General features: G+C 53.3%; 22 protein-coding genes. 5 read left to right on the top strand and 17 right to left on the bottom strand.

The genetic code is table 11. From position 1 onward, the window contains the following. Positions 1-9: 9 nt before the first annotated feature. From PsAD37_RS20055 to PsAD37_RS20040, 4 genes are all read right to left on the bottom strand, one after another. On the bottom strand, positions 10-828 hold the full coding sequence (locus PsAD37_RS20055) for an ABC transporter permease (RefSeq protein ID WP_063297643.1): 819 nt from the start codon (positions 826-828) through the stop codon (positions 10-12). Next, positions 825-1,781 carry an ABC transporter permease subunit gene (locus PsAD37_RS20050; protein WP_208991992.1) on the bottom strand — a complete coding sequence of 319 codons (957 nt, stop codon included), beginning with the start codon at positions 1,779-1,781 and terminating at the stop codon, positions 825-827. The genes PsAD37_RS20055 and PsAD37_RS20050 overlap by 4 nt, the downstream gene beginning before the upstream one ends. A gap of 8 nt (positions 1,782-1,789) precedes the next feature. Beyond that, positions 1,790-2,938 (bottom strand): ABC transporter ATP-binding protein, encoded by a 1,149-nt coding sequence (locus PsAD37_RS20045; RefSeq protein WP_063297642.1) that lies wholly within the window; start codon positions 2,936-2,938, stop codon positions 1,790-1,792. 90 nt (positions 2,939-3,028) lie between these two features. Beyond that, positions 3,029-4,135 carry a polyamine ABC transporter substrate-binding protein gene (locus PsAD37_RS20040; protein WP_063297641.1) on the bottom strand — a complete coding sequence of 369 codons (1,107 nt, stop codon included), beginning with the start codon at positions 4,133-4,135 and terminating at the stop codon, positions 3,029-3,031. Positions 4,136-4,313: 178 nt separating this feature from the next. On the opposite strand from PsAD37_RS20040, the gene PsAD37_RS20035 reads away from it, so the two are divergent. The 3 genes from PsAD37_RS20035 (at position 4,314) to PsAD37_RS20025 (ending at position 7,955) form a co-directional block, all read left to right on the top strand. Next, the gene (locus tag PsAD37_RS20035; RefSeq protein WP_208991991.1) at positions 4,314-5,000 is read left to right on the top strand and encodes a GntR family transcriptional regulator; all 687 of its coding nucleotides are present in this window, start codon (positions 4,314-4,316) and stop codon (positions 4,998-5,000) included. Between the two features lie 190 nt (positions 5,001-5,190). Next, the gene (locus PsAD37_RS20030) at positions 5,191-6,582 is read left to right on the top strand and encodes an aspartate aminotransferase family protein (RefSeq protein WP_063297639.1); all 1,392 of its coding nucleotides are present in this window, start codon (positions 5,191-5,193) and stop codon (positions 6,580-6,582) included. Between the two features lie 23 nt (positions 6,583-6,605). Continuing rightward, positions 6,606-7,955 carry an FAD-binding oxidoreductase gene (locus PsAD37_RS20025; protein WP_063297638.1) on the top strand — a complete coding sequence of 450 codons (1,350 nt, stop codon included), beginning with the start codon at positions 6,606-6,608 and terminating at the stop codon, positions 7,953-7,955. Here the strand turns inward: PsAD37_RS20025 and PsAD37_RS27785 are convergent. From PsAD37_RS27785 to PsAD37_RS19995, 7 genes are all read right to left on the bottom strand, one after another. Then, positions 7,947-8,204: a family 1 glycosylhydrolase gene (locus PsAD37_RS27785; RefSeq protein WP_084407988.1), complete on the bottom strand. Its 258-nt coding sequence runs from the start codon at positions 8,202-8,204 to the stop codon at positions 7,947-7,949. The genes PsAD37_RS20025 and PsAD37_RS27785 overlap by 9 nt on opposite strands. Before the next feature lie 81 nt (positions 8,205-8,285). Beyond that, the gene (locus PsAD37_RS20020; protein WP_063297637.1) at positions 8,286-9,143 is read right to left on the bottom strand and encodes a carbohydrate kinase family protein; all 858 of its coding nucleotides are present in this window, start codon (positions 9,141-9,143) and stop codon (positions 8,286-8,288) included. Next, the gene (locus PsAD37_RS20015) at positions 9,140-10,198 is read right to left on the bottom strand and encodes an ABC transporter ATP-binding protein (RefSeq protein WP_063297636.1); all 1,059 of its coding nucleotides are present in this window, start codon (positions 10,196-10,198) and stop codon (positions 9,140-9,142) included. The genes PsAD37_RS20020 and PsAD37_RS20015 overlap by 4 nt, the downstream gene beginning before the upstream one ends. Before the next feature lie 4 nt (positions 10,199-10,202). Next, the gene (gene argH / locus PsAD37_RS20010; protein ID WP_063297635.1) at positions 10,203-11,690 is read right to left on the bottom strand and encodes an argininosuccinate lyase; all 1,488 of its coding nucleotides are present in this window, start codon (positions 11,688-11,690) and stop codon (positions 10,203-10,205) included. Next, positions 11,687-12,565 carry a carbohydrate ABC transporter permease gene (locus tag PsAD37_RS20005; RefSeq protein ID WP_063297634.1) on the bottom strand — a complete coding sequence of 293 codons (879 nt, stop codon included), beginning with the start codon at positions 12,563-12,565 and terminating at the stop codon, positions 11,687-11,689. Before PsAD37_RS20005 ends, argH begins: the two co-directional genes overlap by 4 nt. A 1-nt stretch (position 12,566) precedes the next feature. After that, positions 12,567-13,460, bottom strand: coding sequence for a carbohydrate ABC transporter permease (locus PsAD37_RS20000; RefSeq protein ID WP_063289273.1), 894 nt, complete (start codon positions 13,458-13,460; stop codon positions 12,567-12,569). 192 nt (positions 13,461-13,652) lie between these two features. Further along, complete coding sequence (locus PsAD37_RS19995) at positions 13,653-14,906, bottom strand: extracellular solute-binding protein (protein ID WP_063289272.1); 1,254 nt, start codon at positions 14,904-14,906, stop codon at positions 13,653-13,655. 165 nt (positions 14,907-15,071) lie between these two features. On the opposite strand from PsAD37_RS19995, the gene PsAD37_RS19990 reads away from it, so the two are divergent. Then, the gene (locus PsAD37_RS19990; RefSeq protein ID WP_208991990.1) at positions 15,072-16,271 is read left to right on the top strand and encodes an ROK family transcriptional regulator; all 1,200 of its coding nucleotides are present in this window, start codon (positions 15,072-15,074) and stop codon (positions 16,269-16,271) included. Between the two features lie 9 nt (positions 16,272-16,280). Beyond that, positions 16,281-18,674 carry a PIG-L family deacetylase gene (locus tag PsAD37_RS19985; protein ID WP_063297633.1) on the top strand — a complete coding sequence of 798 codons (2,394 nt, stop codon included), beginning with the start codon at positions 16,281-16,283 and terminating at the stop codon, positions 18,672-18,674. Positions 18,675-18,726: 52 nt separating this feature from the next. On the opposite strand, the gene PsAD37_RS19980 is transcribed toward PsAD37_RS19985, so the two are convergent. The 6 genes from PsAD37_RS19980 to PsAD37_RS27780 all read right to left on the bottom strand — a co-directional run. Beyond that, the gene (locus PsAD37_RS19980; RefSeq protein ID WP_063297632.1) at positions 18,727-19,857 is read right to left on the bottom strand and encodes an ABC transporter permease; all 1,131 of its coding nucleotides are present in this window, start codon (positions 19,855-19,857) and stop codon (positions 18,727-18,729) included. Further along, positions 19,854-20,771 (bottom strand): ABC transporter ATP-binding protein, encoded by a 918-nt coding sequence (locus PsAD37_RS19975; RefSeq protein WP_063297631.1) that lies wholly within the window; start codon positions 20,769-20,771, stop codon positions 19,854-19,856. Before PsAD37_RS19975 ends, PsAD37_RS19980 begins: the two co-directional genes overlap by 4 nt. Beyond that, positions 20,768-21,718 (bottom strand): HlyD family secretion protein, encoded by a 951-nt coding sequence (locus PsAD37_RS19970; RefSeq protein WP_063297630.1) that lies wholly within the window; start codon positions 21,716-21,718, stop codon positions 20,768-20,770. The genes PsAD37_RS19975 and PsAD37_RS19970 overlap by 4 nt, the downstream gene beginning before the upstream one ends. Beyond that, the gene (locus PsAD37_RS19965) at positions 21,711-22,418 is read right to left on the bottom strand and encodes a CerR family C-terminal domain-containing protein (protein ID WP_063297629.1); all 708 of its coding nucleotides are present in this window, start codon (positions 22,416-22,418) and stop codon (positions 21,711-21,713) included. Before PsAD37_RS19965 ends, PsAD37_RS19970 begins: the two co-directional genes overlap by 8 nt. 138 nt (positions 22,419-22,556) lie before the next feature. Then, positions 22,557-23,039 carry a hypothetical protein gene (locus PsAD37_RS19960; protein WP_153039816.1) on the bottom strand — a complete coding sequence of 161 codons (483 nt, stop codon included), beginning with the start codon at positions 23,037-23,039 and terminating at the stop codon, positions 22,557-22,559. Positions 23,040-23,257: 218 nt separating this feature from the next. After that, the coding region (locus tag PsAD37_RS27780; protein ID WP_193778309.1) for an integrase core domain-containing protein at positions 23,258-23,444 on the bottom strand (187 nt) is incomplete at its 5' end.

Below are 23,444 nucleotides of genomic sequence, written 5' to 3'. Positions count from 1 at the left end.
CTTCCTCGATCAAATTGAGCTTATCGCCAGCCGTTCTTCTTTCATGCGCTTGACCTGTGCTTGTTTTGTGACCAGCGAAGCGGTGACCACACCAACAGCAACAACAGCAATGAGAATGGATGACAGGGCATTGATTTCAGGTGAAACGCCAATGCGCACCTGCGAATAGATCTTCATCGGCAAGGTGGTTGCGCCTGGACCTGAAGCAAAGGAGGCGATGACCAGATCATCCAGAGAAAGCGTGAAGGCCAGCAACCATGCTGCTAGAATTGCCGGAAAGATGATGGGCAGTGTTACCTGCATGAAGGCGGAAAAACGGGTACATCCCAGATCAAGGGCAGCTTCTTCCAGACTACGTTCGAATGTCACCAGTCTGGCCGAGACGACAACGGCGGCGTAGCACATGGAGAAGGTTATATGTGCCAGTGTGACTGTCCAGAAGCCTCGGGTGAAATCCAGTGAGACGAACAGCAGGAGCAATGACAGGCCCGTGATGACCTCTGGCATGACCATTGGCGCGTAGATCATACCTGTGAAGAGCGTTTTGCCGTGGAATGGTCCGGCGCGATTGAGAACAAGTGCGGCCATGGTGCCGAGCACAGTCGCGACAGATGCAGAGATGAAGCCAACACGGAGTGTGACCCATGCGGCATTGATGAAACTTTCATTGAAGAAGACTGATTGATACCACTTGGTGGAGAAGCCAGCCCAAACGGTGACCAATCTGGATTCGTTGAAAGAGTAGATCATCAGCAGGATGATCGGCAGGTAGAGGAATGCAAAGCCGAGTGTGAGCGTTGTTGTGTTGAACCAGTTGAAGCGGGTCATTGGCTGGCCTCCGCTTGTTTTTCCTGCTGTTTCTGGAACAGGATGATGGGTAGGATCAACATAAGCAGCAGCAGAATTGCGACGGCGGATGCGACTGGCCAGTCTCTGTTGGAGAAGAACTCCACCCAGAGCGTTTTGCCGATCATAATAGTACTGGACCCACCCAGAATGTCTGGAATGACAAACTCACCGACAGCAGGGATAAAGACGAGGAAACAGCCTGCCCAAACTCCTGATAATGACAGGGGTAGAGTAATGACCCAAAAGGCTTTGAGAGGCGAACACCCCAAATCTGTTGCAGCTTCGAGCAGTGAGATATCGAGTTTTTCCAGAACTGCATAGAGTGGCAAGACCATGAAAGGCAGGTAGGAATAAACGATGCCAATGTAGATGGCAGTGTCGGTGTTGAGGGTCATTAAGGGTTCGTCAATGATGCCTGTCCAGAGCAGGAAGTAGTTGAGGAAGCCTTCTTTTTTGAGAATGCCGATCCATGCATAAACGCGGATGAGGAAGCTGGTCCAGAAGGGCAGGATCACCAGCATCAGGAGGGTTGCACGCCACTCTTTCGGGGCTTTGGCCATGGCATAGGCGATGGGGTATCCAATTGCCAAAGTGAGCAGCGTTGAGATGAATGCGATTCTGAGACTGCTCAGGTATGAGTTCAGGTAGAGTGTATCTTCCGTTAGCCAGACATAGTTTTCCAGGTCAAACGCCTGAAGCATGGCGAGCAGACCTTGCCAGCCCTCTGATATGTCGAAGTTTGGAAAGTATGGCGGGCGGGCCAGTACGACATCGGACAAGGAGATCTTCAGTACAATGACGAAAGGTGCGAGGAAGAAGATCAACAACCAGATATACGGGATCGCTATGAGCAGTCTGCGTCCCCAGCCTGAACTCGGACTGGATGTCTCCTGTATTTCTTCTGAGGGGGAGGTGATATCTGCAACTGCCATCGCTCACCTCACGTTTCCAGAAAGACGCCAGCGCCTTTCTCCCAATAGACATAGACGGTGTCCTCCCATGTGATTGGGCGGTCGGCGAGATGTTCTCTGTTGGAGACCTGTGCTTTCAAAATGGAGCCATTTGAGGCTTTGACGTGGTAGGTTGAGATGTTGCCAGTGTAGCCGATGTCCCAGACTTCGCCCTTAATGCAGTTGTCAGCGTTTGCTGGCTTGTCTTTAGAGATGCGGAGTTTTTCAGGGCGAACTGCGAGCCAGACGGTTGTTCCTACTTGAGGGCGAAGTTTGGTTGAGAGTGCCAAAGGTGTTTCACCTTCAGCCCACGCCAGGCTTGCAGTTTCGCCAGTGGTGACATCTATCTGGCCTTCAATGATGTTAACATCGCCAAGGAAATCAGCAGAATAGCGGGAATTGGGATACTCGTAGATTTCAGCTGGTGTCGCGACCTGAACGATTTTGCCGTGGTCCATCACGGCGATGCGGCTTGCGACTGTCATGGCCTCTTCCTGATCGTGTGTGACGATGACGAAGGTGAGGCCAAGCTGCTCCTGAATGTTCATCAACTCAAACTGAGTTTGCTCGCGTAGTTTCCTGTCTAATGCCCCGAGCGGTTCATCCAGTAACAGGAGCTTGGGTTTCTTGGCGAGGGAACGAGCAAGAGCAACGCGCTGCTTTTGACCGCCAGAAAGCTGGTGTGGTTTGCGCTTGGCAAATGGTTCCAGCTGAACCAGAGATAGCATTTCTTCAACACGTCGCTTGATCTCGACCTTTGCAGTCTTTTCCTGTTTGAGGCCGAAACCGATGTTCTGTTCCACTGTCATATGCGGGAAGAGGGCGTAGGACTGGAACATCATGTTGACGGGCCGTTTGTGTGGCGGTGCCTTTTGCAGATTGTTCTGACCGAGCATGATGTTGCCAGCGGTGGGATATTCAAACCCTGCCAGCATGCGCATCATAGTTGTCTTACCGCAGCCGGACGGGCCGAGAAGGGCGAAGAACTCGCGCTCATAGATGTTGAGCGTTAAGTCCTCAATGGCAGTGAAGTCGCCAAACTTCTTCGTGACGTTTTCAAAGCGCACCAAAGGTTCCTGAGTTGGATCCTCCCAAGGTGCGAATTTGCAGACTGGCTGAGTGTTTACCAGAGTTTCCATCGTGGCCCGCTCCACCCTCTGTTGTTGTCCTGCTTCCAAAGAAACATGGAAGGCGCGCGGACAACTTGAGTTGCCCACTGCTGCCGATGATTACTGGCCCGACTTCACTGCGGTCCAGGCACGGGTCACAATACGCTGAATTTTAGGTGCGTAAGGCGTTGTGACGTAAAGTTTTTCCATGGTTGCTTCATCTGGATACACAGCGGAATCTTCCAGAACCTCCTGATCCAGATGTTCGTGAGAGGCTTTGTTGCCGTTGGCATAGACCACGTAGTTGGAAGCTTTTGCGATGACATCCGGGCGCATGATGTAATCGAGGAACATATGCGCTTCCTTAGAGTTGGTTGCATCTGTCGGGATTGCCATTTGATCAAACCACATCAACGCACCTTCCTTTGGAATGATGTAGTTGATGGTGACGCCGTTGTCGGCTTCTGCTGCTCTGTCGCGGGCCTGAAAGACGTCACCAGACCAACCGATAGCTAAGCAGATATCGCCGTTTGCGAGGGCGTTGATGTATTCGGAACTGTGAAATTTCTGGACGTATGGACGGATGGTTTTGAGGAGTGCAGCAGCTTTTTCAATATCAGCCTTGTTGTGGCTGTCAGGGTCTAGCCCGAGGTGGTTAAGCGCTGCGGGGATGAGCTCTGTTGGCGCGTCCAGCATATGAATGCCGCAATCCTGAAACTTGGCGAGTATTTCCGGATTGAAGATGATTTCCCAACTGTCGACCGGTTTGCCGTCCAGACGTTTAGTTGCGGCTTCTACATTGTAGCCGATGCCAGTGGTGCCCCACATGTAGTTGATGGAATACGCATTGCCCGGGTCATAGATGGAGGTTCTTTCGGAGACGAGCGACCACATGTTCTTCAGGTTTGGGAGGGCGTCTTTGTCCAGCTTTTGGAAGACGCCGGCTTGAATTTGACGGGAGAGGAAGCTGCCGGTTGGAACGACTATATCGTACCCTGTGGTGCCTGCGAGCAGTTTGGTTTCCAAAACCTCGTTTGAATCGAAAACGTCGTAATTGACCTTGATACCGGTTTCAGCTTCGAAATCTTTCAGAACGCTTTCGTCGATGTAATCAGACCAATTGTAAACGTTGATGGTGCCTTCTGCGTGCGCTGCACTGGCTGCACATGCAACCATTATTGCGGTCGCCATTGTGCCCGTCAGTCTGGACTTGAAGTTTGAACTCATTTCATCTTCCCCCCTCAAATTTTTGCACAGCGTTGGTGCAGGCGTGTCTGGATCCGGCCGTCTCCGTTGTTCTTAATTGTGTGTCTGTTTTGAAAGATGACCACAGAATTCTCAGCTAGGCAATAGTTTGTGATCAAATTATCTTTGCAGCTGGTTCGGGTGCTTCTATAGTTCATTCATGAGTAAGATGACTTTACAAAGCGCTGTTGTTCCTGATGTGGGGATCCCTGTTCATGAGCAGGTTTACCGGCAATTGAGAGAGCGGATCCTGTTTGGTGGCTTTCTGCCGGGCAAGGCTGTGACCCTGCGCGGGCTAGCTGAGGAACTGGGTGTGAGTGCGATGCCTGTTCGTGAGGCTGTGCGACGTCTCATTGCAGAAAACGCGTTGGAATTACACGGCAATAGGCGTGTTTCTATCCCAGATGTTTGCGAAGATATAATCGATGAAATCTGGTCAGCTCGGCGGTTGTTGGAAGTTGAACTGGCATCAAAAGCTCTGGTGAATTTGAAAGAAGAAGATATTCAGGTTCTCCAAGGCATTGATGATCAGATTGATGTCGCTCTGGAAACTGGCGATGTGGAAGGGTACATGCGCGGAAACTACGAGTTTCACTTTTATCTTTACTCAAAAAGCCGATCTGAAATTCTTATCAAACTTGTCAAAAATCTATGGGTTCAGTTTGGTCCATTTATGCGCCTGGTCTATGGGCGATCTGGTACCGCGAATCTGGATGACCAGCATAAACAGGCATTGGAAGCACTGAAAATGCATGATCAGACTGCTTTAAAGGTTGCCTTGGAAGAGGATATTGCACAGGGCATGGGGTTTATCAGAGAGTCTCTCAGTCTTGCTGAGAAGGTTTGATGATCTGCTGTTTTCTCTGGCCGAGTTCATAGAGCCGCAGGCTTTGATGGGTTAGACTGGAGACATAGGCAGGTAGCGTCTTTATTGAAGTAAAGATTGACTCTCCTGCATTTGTGATCACAAAATAATGGGGAGTTTACTTCTATTGCCCGGTTTGCAGGGCGTGCCTCTTTTCGGAAGGACTGACCCCATGGACTATATTGCTAATCTTCCGCCCACTCGTGTTCTGCAAGAAAAGGATGCTGCCCACCATCTGCATCCGTTTACAGATACTAAGTCCCTCAACGCCAAGGGGACGCGTGTGATTACGCGGGCTGATGGTGTTTATCTTTGGGATTCTGAGGGCAACAAGATCCTGGATGGAATGGCAGGGCTTTGGTGCGTGAATGTGGGGTATGGCCGCAAAGAAATTATCGAGGCGGTTCACCGGCAGATGCAACAACTGCCTTATTACAATACGTTTTTCCAGAGTTCACATCCGCCTGCGATTGCCCTTGCCGAAAGGATCTCTAATCTGGCGCCGGATCATCTGGACCATGTATTCTTTGCGGGCTCAGGCTCTGAAGCCAATGACACCGTTGTTCGTATGGTGCGCCATTACTGGGCCAGTGAAGGCAAACCGACCAAGAAGACGATCATCTCCCGTCATAATGCGTATCACGGTTCTACCATGGCCGGTGCGAGCTTGGGCGGTATGAGTGCGATGCACGCGCAAGGTGGGTTGCCTATTCCTGACATCACTCACATCAACCAGCCTTACTGGTATGGTGAAGGCGGGGACATGGACCCTGCCGAGTTTGGCCTGATGCGTGCCCGTGAGCTTGAGGCTGAGATTGATCGTCTTGGCGAAGACAATGTGGCGGCCTTTATCGGGGAGCCTATTCAGGGGGCAGGCGGTGTTGTTATTCCGCCGGAGACCTATTGGCCAGAGATTCAGCGTATCTGCCGTGAACGCAACATCCTGCTGATTGCTGATGAGGTGATTTGCGGGTTTGGGCGTACGGGGAACTGGTTTGGCTCACAGACTTTCAACTTCAAGCCGGATCTGATGCCGATTGCCAAGGGGCTTTCCTCTGGTTATCTGCCGATTGGTGCGGTTGTGGTGAGTGAGAAGGTTGCCAAGGGCTTTATTGAGCATGGCGGCGAGTTCTATCACGGATTTACTTACTCTGCGCATCCTGCAGCTTGCGCAGCAGCACTTGCGAACCTTGATATCATTGAAAATGAGCGACTGCCTGAAAAGGTTGCGAATGATACAGGGCCGTATCTGGCTGAAAAGTGGAAAGCTCTCGGCGAGCATCCGCTGGTCGGCGAGGCGCGTATTTGTGGCCTGGTTGGTGCTTTGGAACTTTCACCGGATAAGGCGCGTCGTGCTCGGTTTGAAGCTGAAAAAGGCACTGTTGGGACGATCTGCCGAGATCATTGCTTTGAGAGTGGCTTGGTGATGCGCCATGTTGGCGACAGTATGATCATCTCGCCGCCACTTGTGATTTCGCGCAGTGAGGTGGATGAGTTGATTCAGAAAGTGCATCGTGCGTTGGATCTGACGGCTGCTGATGTTACTGCCCAAAGCATCAAATAAGTTTTGAGGAGGCTCAGGCTCGATTGAGTTTGCACCGCATATTTCAAGAGGATGCATATGGAGAGCAACCGGTTGCCGGGAATTTCTGGCATCGTTCGCTCTCTCCTCAGGCGCTTGGTGCGCCGCTTTCCGATGAACAGTCCTGTGAAGTTGCTGTTGTTGGAGGTGGATACACAGGGCTGTCTGCAGCGTTGAAACTTGCGCAGCAGGGTGTCGATGTTGCGGTGCTGGATGCTCAACATATTGGATGGGGGGCTTCTGGTCGCAATGGTGGTTTCTGCTGTCTGGGCGGGACGATTGCAGATGATGCTGACTTGATTGATCGCTATGGGGAAGCGGATGGACGGCGGTACTTTTATGCAGAGCGTGCAGCCATTGATCTGGTTGCAGAGCTGTTGGAACAGAACTCGATTGATGCCGATGTTGTTTCCAAAGGCGAAACGGTTCTTGCACACAAAGCTCAGCGTGTTGATCAGCTGAAAGATACGGCTGCGGACATACAAAAGCGCTATGGGATCAGCTGCAGCTTTCATGACAAAGATGAACTTGCAGAGCTTGGGATGACGGCCTCAGGCCTTTCATCTGGGCTGACAATTCCAATCGGGTTTGCGCTGCATCCTTACAAATATGCGCGTGGTCTTGCTGAGGTTGTGAAGGCGCAAGGCGGTCGGTTTTATGAACAGACCACTGTGCTTGGCATTACTCCTGCTGCTGATGCGCAGTATGTTCTAAAGGCAAGAGCGGGCCAGTTGCGTGCGCAAAAAGTGCTTCTGGCGACCAATGGCTATTCCTCTGAAAATATGCCGGAGTGGATGGCTGGAAAATATCTTCCGGTGCAATCTAACATTTTGATGTCGCGCGTTCTTTCTGATGAAGAGCTGAAGCGTCAGGGGTGGTTTTCTAGTCAGATGGCCTATGATACCCGGACTTTGCTGCATTACTTCCGTCTGCTCCTGGACAGGCGAATGCTCTTTGGTATGCGGGGAAGCGTAAGTGCTACGCCACATGCGCGAGAGCGTATGCGCGCAGCTACACGGCGTGACTTTGAGCGGATGTTTCCTGAATGGGCGAAAGTTGAAACGCCAGATTTCTGGTCTGGCCTTGCTTGTTTGACCCATAAGCTCGTGCCATTTGCAGGTGCGGTTCCCAATGCGCAGGGGCTTTACGCCGCTTTTGGCTATCATGGCAATGGCGTTGCTATGGCCACTTATGCCGGGCAGTTGGTGGCAGCTGAGATATTGGGGGAGGCGATAAAACTGCCATGTCCGAACTTTATGAAGGTAGCGCCGACAGAGTTTCCTTTCCGGACTATGCGGCGCCACCTTCTTGCTCTCAGTTACACCTGGTTTGAGTTGAAGGACAGATTACTCTGAGGCTTCTTGCATCTCACTCTGCAGTTGGCTGGCGACCATGGAGTAAAGCCTGCCGCTTTGCTTGATGGTGCGTTTATGGGTTTTAAAATCAACGTGGATCAGGCCAAAGCTCGGGAAATACCCTTCTGTCCATTCGAAGTTGTCCATGAGTGTCCAGCAGAAGTACCCTTTTAGCGGTACTCCATCTTCAGTCGCTCTGGCTGCTTGCTTCAGATGGGACAGAACATATGTGCTGCGACTGCAAGTGATGCTGAGGGAAGGTGAAAGCGGGGATAAAAGGGGGAGCTAAGGGGGATAAGGGCCACAGCGTGTGTGCCCTTTTTGTTTGATTTAAGGTGCGCCGCCGACGCGCATAACGGCTGCTGCACCGCACTTGTTGCCATCTTGCAGGCAAGTCTCGATGTCTGCTCCGCGGAGCCATGAGCTCAGGAAGCCAGCGTTGAAGGCATCTCCGGCGCCAGTTGTGTCGACAACAGGGACGGGGTCTGCGGCTACGGTGATCTCGCCGTCCTTAGTGATGGCGGTTGCACCTGCCTTGCCTTTTTTCACAACTGTGAGTGTCGGGCAGTTGGCTGTCTCTTTCAGGTAGCCAAGATGCTCAGCTTCCATCTCGTTGGGCAGGAACAGGTCCACCTGTGCGATGAGGTCCTGAACCTCTCCATTGAGGAGGCAGTTCTGATCCCAAGAACAATCCAGAGAAACCGTCATGCCTGCGGCCTTGGCGATCTCCAGCAGTTCCGGAAGTTCCTGCAGTGTTGCCAGTTCACCGATGTGCAGGTGTCTGGCTTTTGACGTGCTGAACGCCTCCAGCATGTCTCTTGGGACTGCGGTGCCATTGCGCTTTGTCAGGAAGGCGCGGTCTTCCTGACAGCCGATGACGGCTGTTACCTGAGCACCGTTTGCGGTATTGAAGGGCGACAGGCTCAGGTCAACGCCGCTGCGCTGCATCTTGTCTAAAATCGCAGAGCCAAACGGGCCGCCGGGCATGGATGCCAGAAGGGTCGTTTTGTGGCCCAATGCGGAAAGGTTGGCAGCGGTGATGAAACCGCCGCCTCCAGGTTCAACTGCCAGTTCTTCGGCGTAGGTTTCTTCGCCTAGTCTTGGTAGTTCGGTGAGCCCAGTAAAGATGAGGTCGCAATAAACTCGTCCCGCACAGACGATTGCCCCATCGGTTTGTTTTGAGATCACCGGATAGCCTCCCCGGTGTGCGCATCAAACAAGTGAATGGCTTCAGGTGCTGCATGCAGGTTGACTGTGTCGCCAATGGCAGGCGGTGTTCTGCCAGAGGCTTTAGCGATGACTTCCTTTTCGCCCACTTTCACGTAGGCGAGAGTGTCTGTGCCGAGTGGTTCGATCACGGACACTTCGCCGGAAAAGAGGCCTTCGCCTTCCTGAACCAGCAGGGCATCCGGGCGCAGACCAACGGCGACCTTCTGATTTTCATTGAGCTTGGTGGTTGGCACTGGAACTGAGGTACCATTGTCCAGAGCGATCGTTTCTCCCTTCACAATGCCATTCAGCATGTTCATGGAAGGGGCGCCGATGAATTGAGCCACAAAGATGTTTGCTGGCTCGTAGAACACTTCGAATGGTGTGCCGACCTGCTGGATGTGACCGTCTTTCATGATCACGATACGGTCCGCCATTGTCATGGCCTCGACCTGATCGTGGGTTACGAAGATGATGGTGTTGCCAACGCGCTGGTGGAGTTTTTTGATCTCCAGTCGCATCTGAGTGCGCAGCTGCGCGTCCAGATTGGACAGAGGTTCGTCAAACAGGAAGGCAGCTGGATCACGCACCATGGCGCGGCCAATGGCGACGCGCTGGCGCTGACCGCCGGAAAGCTGGTTCGGCTTTCTGTCGAGCAGGTCTGTCAGTTCCAGAATACCGGAGACTTCATCGATGCGCGCGTCTTTCTCATCCTTGGAGAGCTTGGAGGTGCGCAGTCCAAAGCCGATGTTTTTGCGCACCGTCATATGAGGGTAGATCGCATAGTTCTGGAAGACCATAGCGATGTTGCGCTCTTTGGGCTCCATGTCGTTGACCACATCACCGCCGATGCGGATGTCGCCTGCAGAAATTTCCTCCAATCCTGCGATCATGCGCAGGGTGGTGGACTTGCCACAGCCGGACGGGCCAACCAGAACAACGAACTCACCGGACTGGATGTCCAAATTGATGCCATGCAGGACCTGAGTGTCCCCGTAGGACTTAACGAGATTGTTTAGGGATACGGTGGTCAATCGATCACTCCTGCACTAGTTTTGCAAAAGCAGCGCTGCGCACTAAAGTGGCTTGCACGCTTTGATCTGCAAATGATTTGTTTTTGGCTCTCAAGGCTTTGGCGGACTGTTTGTAAGTTTCCAAAGCAGCGTCCAAGGCACTTGGAGCTGGCCCGCCGGGACGGGTGCGAATAGCAACGAAATTTTCGGCACTGACAGCATGGATGAACTGGTCTTCGCTCATGCTGGATACCTTTTGGGCGTGTGCCTCAAAGGCCTTGCCAAATGGGTCAAAGCCGTCACGGAGTGGTCTTTGCTCTGCGATCACTGCTTTGGCTGTGTCTGCTGCAATCTCATGGGCCTGACGGAAGGAGAGACCTTCTTCACGCACCAGCGTATCTGCCAGCTCTGTGATGGTGATGCAGGAGGCGTCCGTGTTCTTTGCGACGCGCGCTTCGTTGATTGAGCTTGCGGCGATGAGTGCTGCAAAAAGATCCAGCACGCGGCTGCCGCTTTCAAAGGCTGCATACCCTGCCTGCTGCACTTCACCCTCACTGTCGTTCATATCGGTGAACGGGGTGTTGTGCATGGTGCCGACGATTGCATCGCAGCGGCCAACGGTGATGGATGCCAGATGGCGCAGGTGTTCGATTGGCACCGGATTGCGTTTTTGCGGCATGATGGAAGAGATCTGCACCAGGCTGTTTGGCACGTAGAGCTGTCCAACTTCGAACGCGCTCCAGAACTGCATGTCCTGAATGACGCGGCCCAGATGCAGGAACATGAGCTTCATGGCCGAGTAGAGGCCAGTCACGTAATCTACGGAGGCAATACAGCCATAGGAGTTGAGCAGCGGTTCGCTGAAGCCAAGCAGCTGCGCCATATGCTCCCGATTGATCGGAAAGCCAGAGGTGGTGATGGCTGCAGCCCCCATCGGGCAGTGGTCAATGCCAGCTCTTGCCAGATTCATCCGTTCCAGATCACGCAACAGAACTTCCAGTGCGGCGGACAGGTAATGGCCAAAGGTGGATGGTTGTGCCGGTTGCCCGTGGGTGTAGGCAACAATCAGCGTTTCTTTTTCGATCTCGGCTTTTTTGATGAGCACATCACACAGATGCAGAGCTTGCTGGGTGAGAGCATCACAGCGTTTTGCCAGCGCCAGCTTGAAGACGGTGTGGTCCATGTCATTGCGCGAGCGCGCTGTGTGCAGCATGCCAGCGATGTCTGGGCCGAGCCGCTTTTTCAGCTCGGCTTCAACGAGGAAGAAGTAGTCCTCGTATTCGCCCGTGTATTCCGGATCAGCGTCTGCCAGATCCTTCTCGATATCAAGGAGTGCCTTGGCGATTTGCTTGCCGGTTTCAACTGAGACAATGCCAGTCTCGCACAGCATCACCAGATGGGCCTGATTGATCTGGGTGATTGAGGCGACATGGTGTGCTTTTACGCCTTCAAAAAGCGGTGCAAGCACTGTGTCTTTGTAGACAGGATGGGGGAATTTGGAACTGTCGATCATCCTTTAAGCCCTGCCATTACTACGCCGCGAATGATGTAGCGCTGGAACACCAGGAATACGATCAGGGTCGGGATGGTTGAAATTGCTGCACCTGTCATGATCAGTTCCCACTCCACCTGCGCTTCTACGGAGAAGGTGGTGAGGCCAACGGGCAGGGTGTACATTTCCTGACTGTTGGTGACGATGAGCGGCCAGATAAAGGCTGTCCAGTTGCCAAGGAAGACGAAGATTGCCAGCGCTGCCAGAGCAGGGCGCACCAGCGGCATGGCCACGGTCCACCAGATCTGCAGTTCGTTCAGGCCATCAATGCGCGCGGCTTCGAGGAAGTCGTCTGGTACAGTTTCAAAGAACTGCTTCATGAGGAAGGTGCCAAAGGCTGTCATGAGACCCGGGAACATGATGCCCCAATAGGTGTCGAGCCAACCGAACGCAGAGCTCATCAGGTACCACGGAATAACCAGCATTTCGGTTGGGATCATCAGGGTCGACAGGATGGCGATGAAGATGATGTAACGGCCCGGGAAGGTGTACTTGCATAGGACGTAACCGACGAGGCTGTCAAACAGCACGTTACAGATGGTTGTGATGGTTGCGATGAACAAAGAGTTAGTGAACCAGCCGAAGAAGCGCCCGTCTTCAAGAACGTAGGTGTAGTTCTCGATGGTTGGTTCTTCCGGGATGAGGTTCAGGTTGTAGACCTCAAACGGGTATTTGAAGGAGGTGGACAGCATGAAGACGATTGGCATGATCATAGCGATGCCACCTGCAAACAGCAGGAGCCAACGGATGAACTGCGCCTGACTGCGTTTTCTGCGGGCAGAATTGCGCAGGGCCGTGGCCTTTTTGCTTGTGTCCAGAGTATCTGAGAAAGCCATATTACTTATCCCTCATGACGCGCAATTGCAGCAGGCTGACGACAAGCAAAACGGTGAACAGAACAACTGTTTGTGCCGCCGCGTACCCCATGTCAAAAGAGTTGAAGGCCGTGTCATAGATCATCAGAACCAACGGCTTGGTGGAGTTGAGCGGGCCGCCGGGATCATTCGTGGTCATGTTGAAGACCTGATCGAAGATGCGCAGGAAGCCAATGGAGGAGAAGACAACCAGAAAGACGATGGTTGGCTTGAGAAGCGGAATGGTGATCTCGGTCAGCGTTTCCCACGCAGAGATGCCATCAATGCGGGCGGCCTCATAATAGGTTTGCGGAATAGCGCGCAGACCAGCCATGAAGATGATGACCTGAAAGCCCAGTCCTGCCCAGATGGCCGGTGCCAGAATGGATGGCAGTGCAAAGGTGGTTGAGTTCAGGAACGGGATTTGCGGGATACCGAAGGTGGCCAGCGTGTTGTTGAAGACGCCGATTGGAACCGGCTGATAGAACCAGCGCCAGACCCACGCCATTGCGACCGCGCTGGTCATGAATGGCAGGAAGTACAATGCCCGGATCGTGCCATGCATGAAGCGTAGTTTGTCGAGATGGAACGCGATTACGAAGGCAAGGAGCAGGGAGCTTGGTGTTCCCAAAATCAAATAGAGGAAGGTGTTGCCGAACACTTTCCAGAATGTGGGATCACTGAACAGCTTTACATAATTGTCGAACCCGGTCCAATTGCGGGAGCCGAGCAGGTTCCATTCCTGAAAAGAGAGCAGAATAGCGTTCGCTGTTGGATAGAAGCGCACGACTACATAAAAAACGATTGGGATGGCAAGTAGCCCCCACGCCCAGACGATCTGCTTTTGCGAGATCGAGAGCCTCTTATAAATCCCCAAAACCGCCCCCTGGTTATAGCCGGAATTGCAGCAGTTTTCTCAGAGTATGAGTCATGAGACTGCTTTAACTATTTGTTTTAAGGTGTTTTATGGCTCTGCTAAAGGAGCCTTTGCCCTACATGCTGTCTTGATGGTGTGGGGGCAAGGTGGAGCCCCCACACACATACGTTTTGATAGACTGTCGCGTGATGCTTAGTTGTAGTAGTCGTCGAGGATCTTCTGCTCTTCGCCTGCTGCCTGAGCAAGAGAGTCATCTACAGACTGATCTTGAAGACGCATGCGTCCAACCATGTCCATCAGAGCCTGACGTTGACCACTTTCGTTGGCGAAGATTGTTGTCTTCGCATAGCCGAGGCCTTTGATGAATGGGCCGTAGACTTCGTGGTTGGCATTGGCTTCTGTCATCGCTGCAGATGGTTTTGCAGGAAGTTCGCCAACGGTGTCGAGCCAGACTTGCATGGCCTCATCGGAGGTGACGTACTTCATGAACTTGACGGCTGCATCGTACTTCTCATCGGTGGCTTTGGACGTGATGCCGTTCACCCAATAAGACGAGTAGTTGGAATGGGTGCCATCAGCTGCGGCTGGCAGCTCTGCAACGCCCCACTTGAGGCCGCGGACCTTGTTGAGTGCGCCGATGCGGAAGGAGCCGTCGATGTGCATGCCTGCCCGGCCTGCTTTAAAGGCGGCCTGTGGCTCATCCATGAAGCCTGCTGCGGTCACTTTGTGGGTGAACTCAAGATCGGAGTAGTACTTCAGAGCGGCTTTACCGGCATCTGTGTCGTAGTTCACTTTCTTGTAGTTATCCATGTATGGATCGCCGCCGAACTGGCGGATAAGCACTTCGCGGAACCAGTGGTGGTCCTGTGCGTTCATGCCTGTGGTGATGCCCACGGTGGACAGGTTGCCTGCGCCGTCTTTCTGGGTGAGTTTCTTTGCGGTTTCAACCAGTTCGTCCAGTGTCTTTGGCGGGCCGTCGATGCCAGCTTTGTCGAACAGACGCTTGTTGTAGAACAGAGCCAGTGATCGCACTGCGGTTGGCAGGGCCATGTACTGATCGCCGCGCTTCATGGCCTGAACCATTGGGAAGAACTCAGCCTCAATTTCAGCTGGCGGGAAAACATCGTTTGGAAGTGGCTGAATGAGTTGTGCGTTCACGTAGTCGTTCAACCAGCCGTAAAACAGCTGCACCACATCCGGGCCCTGACCCGCAGGGATCGCTGCTGCCACTTTCGTACGGTAATCCGCATACGGGAAGTGGGTCATTTTCACGGTGATGTCCGGATTTGCCTTCTCGAAGTTCTCGATCAGGGTTTCCATTGCTTTCACACGTGGCTCAAAGAAATATTGCCAGTACTCAATTTCAACTGCTTGTGCGCTACCTGCTGCATACATTGCGCAAGCCGCGGTGGTTGCCCCCAGCATCCACTTTTTCAACTGCTTCATAAGACCCTCTCCTAAGTCCTAAAGTCGGAGCTGCCCTCTATTCCTCGCCCCGGCTTCTTTTGATAAATTGCGAAAAGAAATGTTCTTCTCTTAATATTTCACAATGCTGAACAGATTTAATTCAATTGAGTTGAGCATTCAAGTGTTTTGATTTAATGGATAGATATGCATCGAAAAACACCACTTAAAATCATTGGCTCCAACGCCGAAAGAACTCGACTTCACAATAGGAAAGTCGTTCTCGGGCACTTACGTTCTCATGGCAAACTGGGGCGAGCAGAACTTGCGCGCCTGACCGGTTTGTCCACACAGGCAATGAGTAACATCATAGCTGAATTGGAGAGCGAGGCTCTGATTCTTGCAGGTGAGCGGCAAACAAAAGGGCGTGGTTTGCCTGCGGTGCAGTACACTTTAAATCCGGCGGGTGCTGTTGCGCTGGGGGTGGAAGTTCGCCCTAACGCGATCTTATGCGCGCTGGTGAATTTTCTTGGCGATACGCTTTACACCAAGCGCATACATATCGAGAGCAGTGAGCCCGCTGTGGTTTTGCCAACCGTTAAGGCGGCCTGCGATGAGGCTCTTTCATCCATTGGCAAGAACGCACCGCCTGTTTTGGGTGCGGGAATCGTTATGCCAGGTCCGTTTGGCCGTGTGGGATTGACCGGAGCGGGGAAGGCCGAGCTGGTTGGCTGGGACGATAAAGACCCGCAGGTGCTGTTTGAAGATGTGCTTCAGGTGCCTGTGCGCGTGGAAAATGATGCGACGGCGGCGGCGATTGCAGAGCAGACAACTGGCTCTGCTACGGATCTGCAATCCTTCTGTTTTGTTTATTTTGGTACAGGTCTGGGGCTTGGGGTGATCTCCAATGGCGAGATCCTGCGCGGTGCGTTTGGCAACGCGGGTGAGCTGGGGCACGTTGTTGTGGAGCGGGGCGGGCGGCTTTGCTCCTGCGGCAATCGTGGGTGCCTTGAAACCTACACCAGCCGTATGGCGGCCAGTGAGTTTTTGCAAAAGCGCGGCAAGTCGGCCGAGAGCCAGAAGGACCTTTCTGATCTGCTGGCCGTGAATGATCCTGATCTGGATGAGTGGATCTGTGAAGCGGCTGACCCATTGGCGCAGGCCATTGGAACGCTTGAGAACCTGTTTGATCCGGAGGCCGTTATTCTGGGTGGCGCCATGCCGCCGGAGTTGCTGGAACGGCTGATTGCTAAACTGAACCTGATTGATGCGACGGTTTCCGTTCGTGCTGACCGGACGTTGCCGCGTGTGGTGCGTGGAGCGTCTGGTTGGATGACTGCGGCTCTTGGAGCAGCGGCGCTGATTATACACGACACCTATATTCCAAGTATTTCGAAGGTAGCCTGAGGGGACACGATGCCACTTTCAGAACAAGAACGTATTGCCGAGCACAAGCAAAGTGTGCGGATGGTGAACCTTTGGCGGGCGCTGCAGCCACTCAAGTCAACGGTTTCCTTTATGAATACGGGAGCTCATCCGGATGATGAGATTTCTGAGATGCTGGCAGCGATCGGTCTTCGCGATGGCATTGCCTTGTCTTATGCCTGCGCCAATCGCGGTGAGGGCGGGCAAAATGATATTGGCACCGAGGCGACCGAGAACCTTGGTGTATTGCGCTCCGCTGAAATGGAAAAAGCCTGTGATGTGTTGAACATGCGCATGTACTGGCTCTCGGAAAATGCTGAGGACAGTGTTTTTGACTTCGGGTTTTCAAAGAGCGGTGTTGAGACACTTAGCAAGTGGGGGCATCAACGCACGCTGAAGCGGTTTGTTGAAATCATCCGGCAAGAGCGGCCAGACATCATCAGCCCGACTTTTTTGAATATTCCCGGCCAGCATGGTCACCACCGCGCCATGACGCAGGCTGCGTTTGAGGTGATGAAAGCGGCGGCTGATCCTGAGTTTCCTGATGTTGATCTGCCGTGCTGGACCGTCAAGAAGCTCTACCTGCCAGCATGGTCTGGTGCGGGCGGGGCGTATGATGATGAGGTTCCACCACCACCTGCGACGCTGGAGTTTGATGGCAACGGTGAAGAGGAAGTCACCGGCTGGAGCTGGGCGCAGATTGGGGAACAGTCTCGTGCATTCCATAAAACACAAGGTATGGGGCGCTGGCAGGCTTACGACAAAAGCAATGTCTGGCCGCTGCATCTGGCGGAAAGCACGGTTGGAACAGACGAGCTGTCTTTATCTGATAATCTTCCGAAAGACCTTTCCGAGCTTGCTGCGTTTGCAGGAGCGCCAGCACTTTCAGCATTGCTGGACAAGGCGCATGATCATTGCCTGGATGCGATTGAGGCCTTCCCGAACCGTGCGATGATTGGGGCGGCTGCAGCGCAGGCTCTGAAGTTGTTGCGGAAGGCGATGGATGATTGCCCTGAGACAGCCCGTGATGAAGTTCTGCACCGTTTGGAGCGCAAGGAGCTGCAGCTTGCGAAGGTGCTTGAGCTGGCAGAGGGCATTGTTGCCTCTGTGCGGTTGTCTCAAGACCAGTTGAAGCGTGGTGAGAGCGCTGAGGTTGCGTTTGAATGCAATCGTGAAGCCGTGAGCTTTGAGCTGGATTTGCCGAAGGGCTGGGTGCAGCAAGACGGCTGCGTCCAAGTTGGGGGTGAGGCTGACACCAGTGATCCGTATCCTGCTGTTTACCGCCCTGATGCGGTTCAGGCGCCCTGTGCAAAGCTTCAGTTTACTTCTCATGGTGTGGCGGTTGAAACGCGGCTGCCGTTTGAGGCGGAGCCAATTGTGCTTCCTTCTCATGTGGTTACATTGGATGACACGGGCTTCGTGCTCAACAACACGCTGGAAAACCGGTCCTTGAGCATTCCGGTGGGGGGGAATGCCGAGGGCTTGAGCCTTGATGTGCCAGAAGGATGGACGGCACAGTTTGACGATGGTGTTTTCCAGATTGCTCTGCCGGATGATGTCGCCAATGGGCTTTATGAGCTGCCGATCCTGCAAGGGGGCGAGCAGGCTTACACAGTCCATGTTGTGTCTTATCCGCATGTGAGTCAGCGCGTTCGAGTTACTCCGGCAACGGTTCGGGTCTGCGTGGTTGATGCTCGCCTTGATGCGAGGCGCGTTGGCTATGTTGGGAGCGGTAATGATCGCGTCGCCAAATGGCTTGGTGACATTGGCGTTGAACTGGTCGATTTGCCTGTTGGTGAGTTGAGTGCCAAGCGGCTGCAAGGGCTGGATTGCCTCGTCGTCGGCATCTTTGCGTTCCGTAGCCGACAGGACCTGCATGATTTGATTGCGGATATTCATGCGTGGGTGAAAGCTGGTGGGCGCCTGATCACGCTCTATCACCGTCCATGGGATCGCTGGGATGCAGAGAAACTTCCCCTTCAACCGCTTGAAATTGGATCACCGAGCCTGCGTTGGCGGGTGACGGATGAAAATGCCGAGGTGCGTTATCTGAACCCGCAGCATGCCTTGCTCAACCAGCCTAACGAGATTGGCAAGAGCGATTGGGCGAACTGGCACAAGGAGCGTGGGCTCTATTTTGCGAAGAGCTGGAATGCTGCCTATGAGCCGCTGCTGGAGATGGCGGACCCTGATGAAGCACCTCACCAAGGCATTTTGCTTGCGGGTGACTTTGGGCAGGGGCAGCACATTCACACCTCGCTTATCCTGCATCACCAGATGGAAAAGCTGGTGCCGGGGGCTTTTCGCCTGATGGCCAATCTGGTCTCAAGTGGAACTGAAGAGGCGGGCGCCTCTCAAAGTGCTGAGGCTTTTGAGGCCAGCTAGTTGATCTGATTGAGGCGCTGCAAAACAGTGCCTCTTTTCTTGCGGGCAGTTGTTAGTCCAGTGTCCTCTTGAACCTCTTGAGAGCCAACATCAGGAGCAGGCCGACGAACAGGAAGAGGGTGTAAACGCTTGCAGATACCTCGCTCCATTCCGCGCCTTTCAGCAAGATCGCGCGAACAACGCGCAGAAAGTGAGTGAGCGGGAAGGTCTCGCCCAGCATTTGCGCCCATTCCGGCATGCCCGCGTAGGGGAACATGAAGCCGGAGAGCAGCAAGGACGGCAGGAAGAAGAAGAACGTCATCTGCATGGCCTGCATTTGCGTGCGGGCGATTGTTGAGATGAAGTAGCCCAGCAGAACCAATGTCAGCACAAAAACCAGTATGGCGCCGATAAGCAACAGCAACCCGCCTTCAAACGGGATGTTGAAGAGCAGGCGGCCTGCACTCAACACTACGGCGACCTGAACCGCCCCCACGCCCAGATAGGGCAGGACTTTGCCGCACATGATCTCAAAAGGAGATGCGGGCATGGCCAGAAGGTTTTCCATGGTGCCACGTTCTGTTTCTCGCGTCAGTGCGATGCTTGTCATCATCACCAGTGTCAGTTGAAGAATGACGCCCAGCAGGCCGGGGACGATGTTGTACTGAGTGATGCCTTCCGGATTGTATTTGCGATGAATGATGGTGCTGGACTTCAAAAGATCCTGCTTCAGACTTGGATTCTTCTGTTTGATGGATGCAACCGCTTTTTCGATGATTGCCGGGGCAGAAGCGACCGCAGCGCCGGATGCTGCCGGGTCTGTGGCGTCTGCTTCAATCAGCGCGTTGGGTGTCCCCGCTTCTGCCTGCTTGGCGAAGTTGCTTGGGAACGTCACCACAAACGTGACTTTACCACGCCGGAGCAGGCTGCGGGCTTCTGACGGTGAGACATTCACATCAGTGAACTTGAAGTACTGAGAGTTTTCAAGGGCTGTGACGGCGGCACGGGAGTATGGATCATTTGCCATTGAGACCAGAGCCGTGGGGAGGCCGCGCGGGTCATTGTTGATGGCGTATCCAAACAGCACGAGCTGAAGCAGGGGAATGCCGAGCATCATGGCAAAGGTGATACGGTCGCGGCGCATCTGGATGAACTCTTTGATGAGCATGGCAAAGAGCCGCTGAAGGGAGAATACTCTGCTCATTGAATATTGTCCGTGCTGTCACTCATGAACTTGATGAAGACATCCTCCAGATTGGTTTCTGATTGTTCGATCTGGATGTCTTCGTGTTGCTCCAGTGGTTTGAGCGCGCGTTTCAATACCTGAAGGTCTGTTCCTGTCACGTGCAATGAGTTGCCGAACGGTGCGACCTGCTGCACGCCTTTGTTTTCCTGAAGCCGAGGAATGAAACGTTCAAGGTTGGGGCCGGTGAGTGTGTATGTGTACAGTCCTGCATCTGCGATGACATCATGCAGGGAGCCGTCGGCTAAAAGTTCGCCATATGAGATGTAGGTGATGCGATGGCAGCGCTCGGCCTCGTCCATGTAGTGGGTGGAGACAAGAACAGTCATGCCATCAGCTGCAAGGCGGTGGATCTCCTCCCAAAAATCGCGACGGGCCTTTGGGTCTACACCTGCGGTGGGTTCATCCAACAGCAGGAGCTTCGGTTTGTGCATTGTACAGGCCGCCAGAGCGAGGCGCTGTTTCCATCCGCCAGAGAGTTCGCCTGCCAACTGGTTGCGGCGGGAGAGCAGGCCGAGCTTTTCCAGTGTTGCGGTTGTGTGCTGCTTCACTGGTTTGAGGTTGTAAAGCCGCGCGACAAAGCTCAGGTTTTCCTCGATGGTCAGATCTTCGTAGAACGAGAACTTCTGCGTCATGTAGCCGACCTGGCTTTTGATCAGCAGACGGTCCTTGATCAGATCATACCCAAGCACCTGTCCGTTGCCTTCGTCTGGCTTCAGGAGCCCACACATCATCCGGATGCTGGTGGTTTTGCCCGAACCATTGGGACCAAGGAAGCCGACAATCTCACCCGGTTTGACTTTGAGCGAGACATTGTTGACGACCAGCTTGTCGCCAAAGCGTTTGGTCAGGCCTTTGACTTCAATTGCGTTCATTGCAAGCTGTCCAGATCAACGTCAAAAATCTGACCGGGTCTCAACGGAGAATGCTTCGTGATTGGCTTTGCCTGCACCTCATAAACCAGTTTCTCGCGTGTCTCTAAAGAGTAGATGACTGGTGGGGTGAATTCCGGGCCTTCTGCAATGTGGGTGATATGCAAGGCTTGCAGGGTGGCGCAGCCGGAGCATCTGGCGTTGAACCGGGTACCAACTTCCAGCTGGGTGTATTGCTCTTCGGGCACGAAGAAATGAAGCTTGATGGAATTGACGGGCAACAGGCTGGCAACTGGCGCTGTTGGGCCTGCCATTTCACCAGAGTGTAGGAACACGTCTGTGACCTTGGCATCTTCAGGTGCATAGATCTTTCGCTTCTCCAGCAACCACTCGGCCAGATCAACTTTCGCCTTTGCCATCTCATATTGGCTCTCGGCGGCAGCGATCTGATCTTCACGTGCTGGCAGTTTGGCAACGGAGAGCTGGGCTTGCAGCTCTGTTATGCGGGCTTGCGCAACGAGCAGGGCGGTCTCTGCTTCATCAAACTGTGCCTGAGAGATGACTTTACGCCCGAGTAGACCCTGATATCTGTCGTAGACGTTTTGCGAATGTTTGGCCTGTGCCTGTGCTGAGCGCAGGGTGGCGTTTAAAACGTCGATCTCCTCAGGGCGCTTGCCAAGCTTAAGGTCATTGAGTGAGGCAAGTGTCTGTTGCAGTTGAGCCTTGGCTTCAGCCAGCTTCATATTGGCATCGGAGGATTCCAATATGGCAATGAGCTGGCCTTTCTTGACCCGTTCTCCTTCTTCGACCTGCACATCAGTAATTTCGGAGAGCTCCACTGGCGCCAGCTTGAGGTACTCGCCTTCAACATAACCAGCGGTCAGGTTTGGTTCCGGCGCGCAAAAGGCAAGCCAACTTGCCACAACAGGAAGGGCGCAGACATTAAGCATGGTTCGAGCCTTTCGACAGATCATCCAGCAAGGCGTTGATTGAGCGATGGAGGATGGATTTGATCTGTGCCAGCTCATCCGGGCCGACGGCTTGCCAGCCCATGCGCTTGAGCACCAGCGGACGGGCCAGACGGATGTAAAGCAGCTGGCCGATCATGGCGAAGATTGCGAGCTTCAGTTCATCAGAGGCGACAGGCTGGCCAGTTGCGCGGCTGAAGAGCACGGTGACACGGTCCATCAGCGGCTCAAAGATCAAGTGGTAAAGCGTGTCCACTTCCTCTGGTGAGTGCAACACCTCCTTGAGCATAAAGCCAATCACCAGTTCAGCGCGCTTGTTTGTTTGGGTGAAGGTGATCATGCGGTCGATCATCTCCAGAATCTTAGTGCGCGCGTCTTCAGGTGACAGATGCTCGATGTCAGAGAGCTTTCGGTTCAGCACAACAGACATCACATCGCCAATCGACATGGCAATGAAGTTGATGCATGCCCGCTTCAACCCGGCCTTGCCATCGAAGTGATAGGCAATGGAGGCAATGTTGGCCTTTGCTGTTTGCGCGATAGAGCGCGTGGATGTGCCGGCATATCCCTCATGACCAAAGTGGTAGAGAGCAGATTCAATAAGGTCGCGTTTTGTTTTGGCCGATGGGGTGTCAGATGCCAGAACTTCACGCAGTTCATTTGGGGTGGGGGAGTTTGTCATGACGACACCTATTTTTTCAATCAATCGTTTGATTGAAAATCTACGCCTGTTTTAGAATTTTGTAAAGTGTGCATCCAGAAATTCGTATTGATGGGAAATTGGGGGTGAGATTTGGATTTTATTTGTCAATAATTTCAATTAGTTATGTAATATTCTGCGTTGCTGTTGTTTTGCTTTTGCGGATTTGGTTGCATTGTCACGAGAGAACGCATCGAGAACTTTTCTTGAACCATCTTCAGAGTGTGCATAGCTGTCGAGTAGCACTCTGGAACTTGACCAGCGCCTTGCCTCAGCCGCGTCAACTACGTTGATACCCTGCCTCACTACTGTCTCAGTTCCAAAGCCATGGTGACCGGCAGCATGTGGTGCGATGTACTTAATTCCAGCTTCCTTGCAGACTGTCTGCCAGTGCTTGTAAACGCTGTGATGGCTGGCGTAGCCGAATACTCTCCCGTTTCTTGGTGGTAGATTGGCGAGTGTAACAACCATCTCTGTCGTGATGTTTACCCACTGCGCATCATGTCCTTTGGCTGATGGCAAAAATACTCTATGGCTCATTAAGTCCAGATCATCCGGCACCATTTCAACTGCCTGAGTAATTCTTGAGCCTGTGGTGAACATGAAAAGAGCCAGCGCCCCCGCGTATGGGTTCGCATACTCCCTGAACTTATCAATCCATTCCCAAGACCCTGGAGTCTTTCGTTGTCTACTTTTCTTGCCCCGGATCTCGTCTTGCTCTGCGCGCTTGTCTGAGGTGTAGGCCTTGTCCGTCGTCGAGTGAAGTTAGACAGAATTAGCTTCTGAGTAGCGGGGTGTTTGGCCCGGTTTACGTTTTGATTTTAAGCGGCTTGCGCGTGGTAGCACAAGCGACGGTTTTGAAGAGTTTTCCGTTTAATCACCTGCCTGTGCTCCAGGACCTGCTTATGGCGTCCCCAATAGGCATCAGCCGGGGTTACGTTCCCAAGGCTCTCGTGATAGCGGTGGTGATTATAGTAATCGACGAACCTTTCAATCTGGGCTTCCAGA

This window comes from Pseudovibrio sp. Ad37 (assembly GCF_001623075.1).
In the GTDB taxonomy this organism is placed as follows: Bacteria; Pseudomonadota; Alphaproteobacteria; order Rhizobiales; family Stappiaceae; genus Pseudovibrio.
Note: the sequence above shows the minus strand (reverse complement) of the source record. Positions and strands in the feature narration are given on the sequence as shown.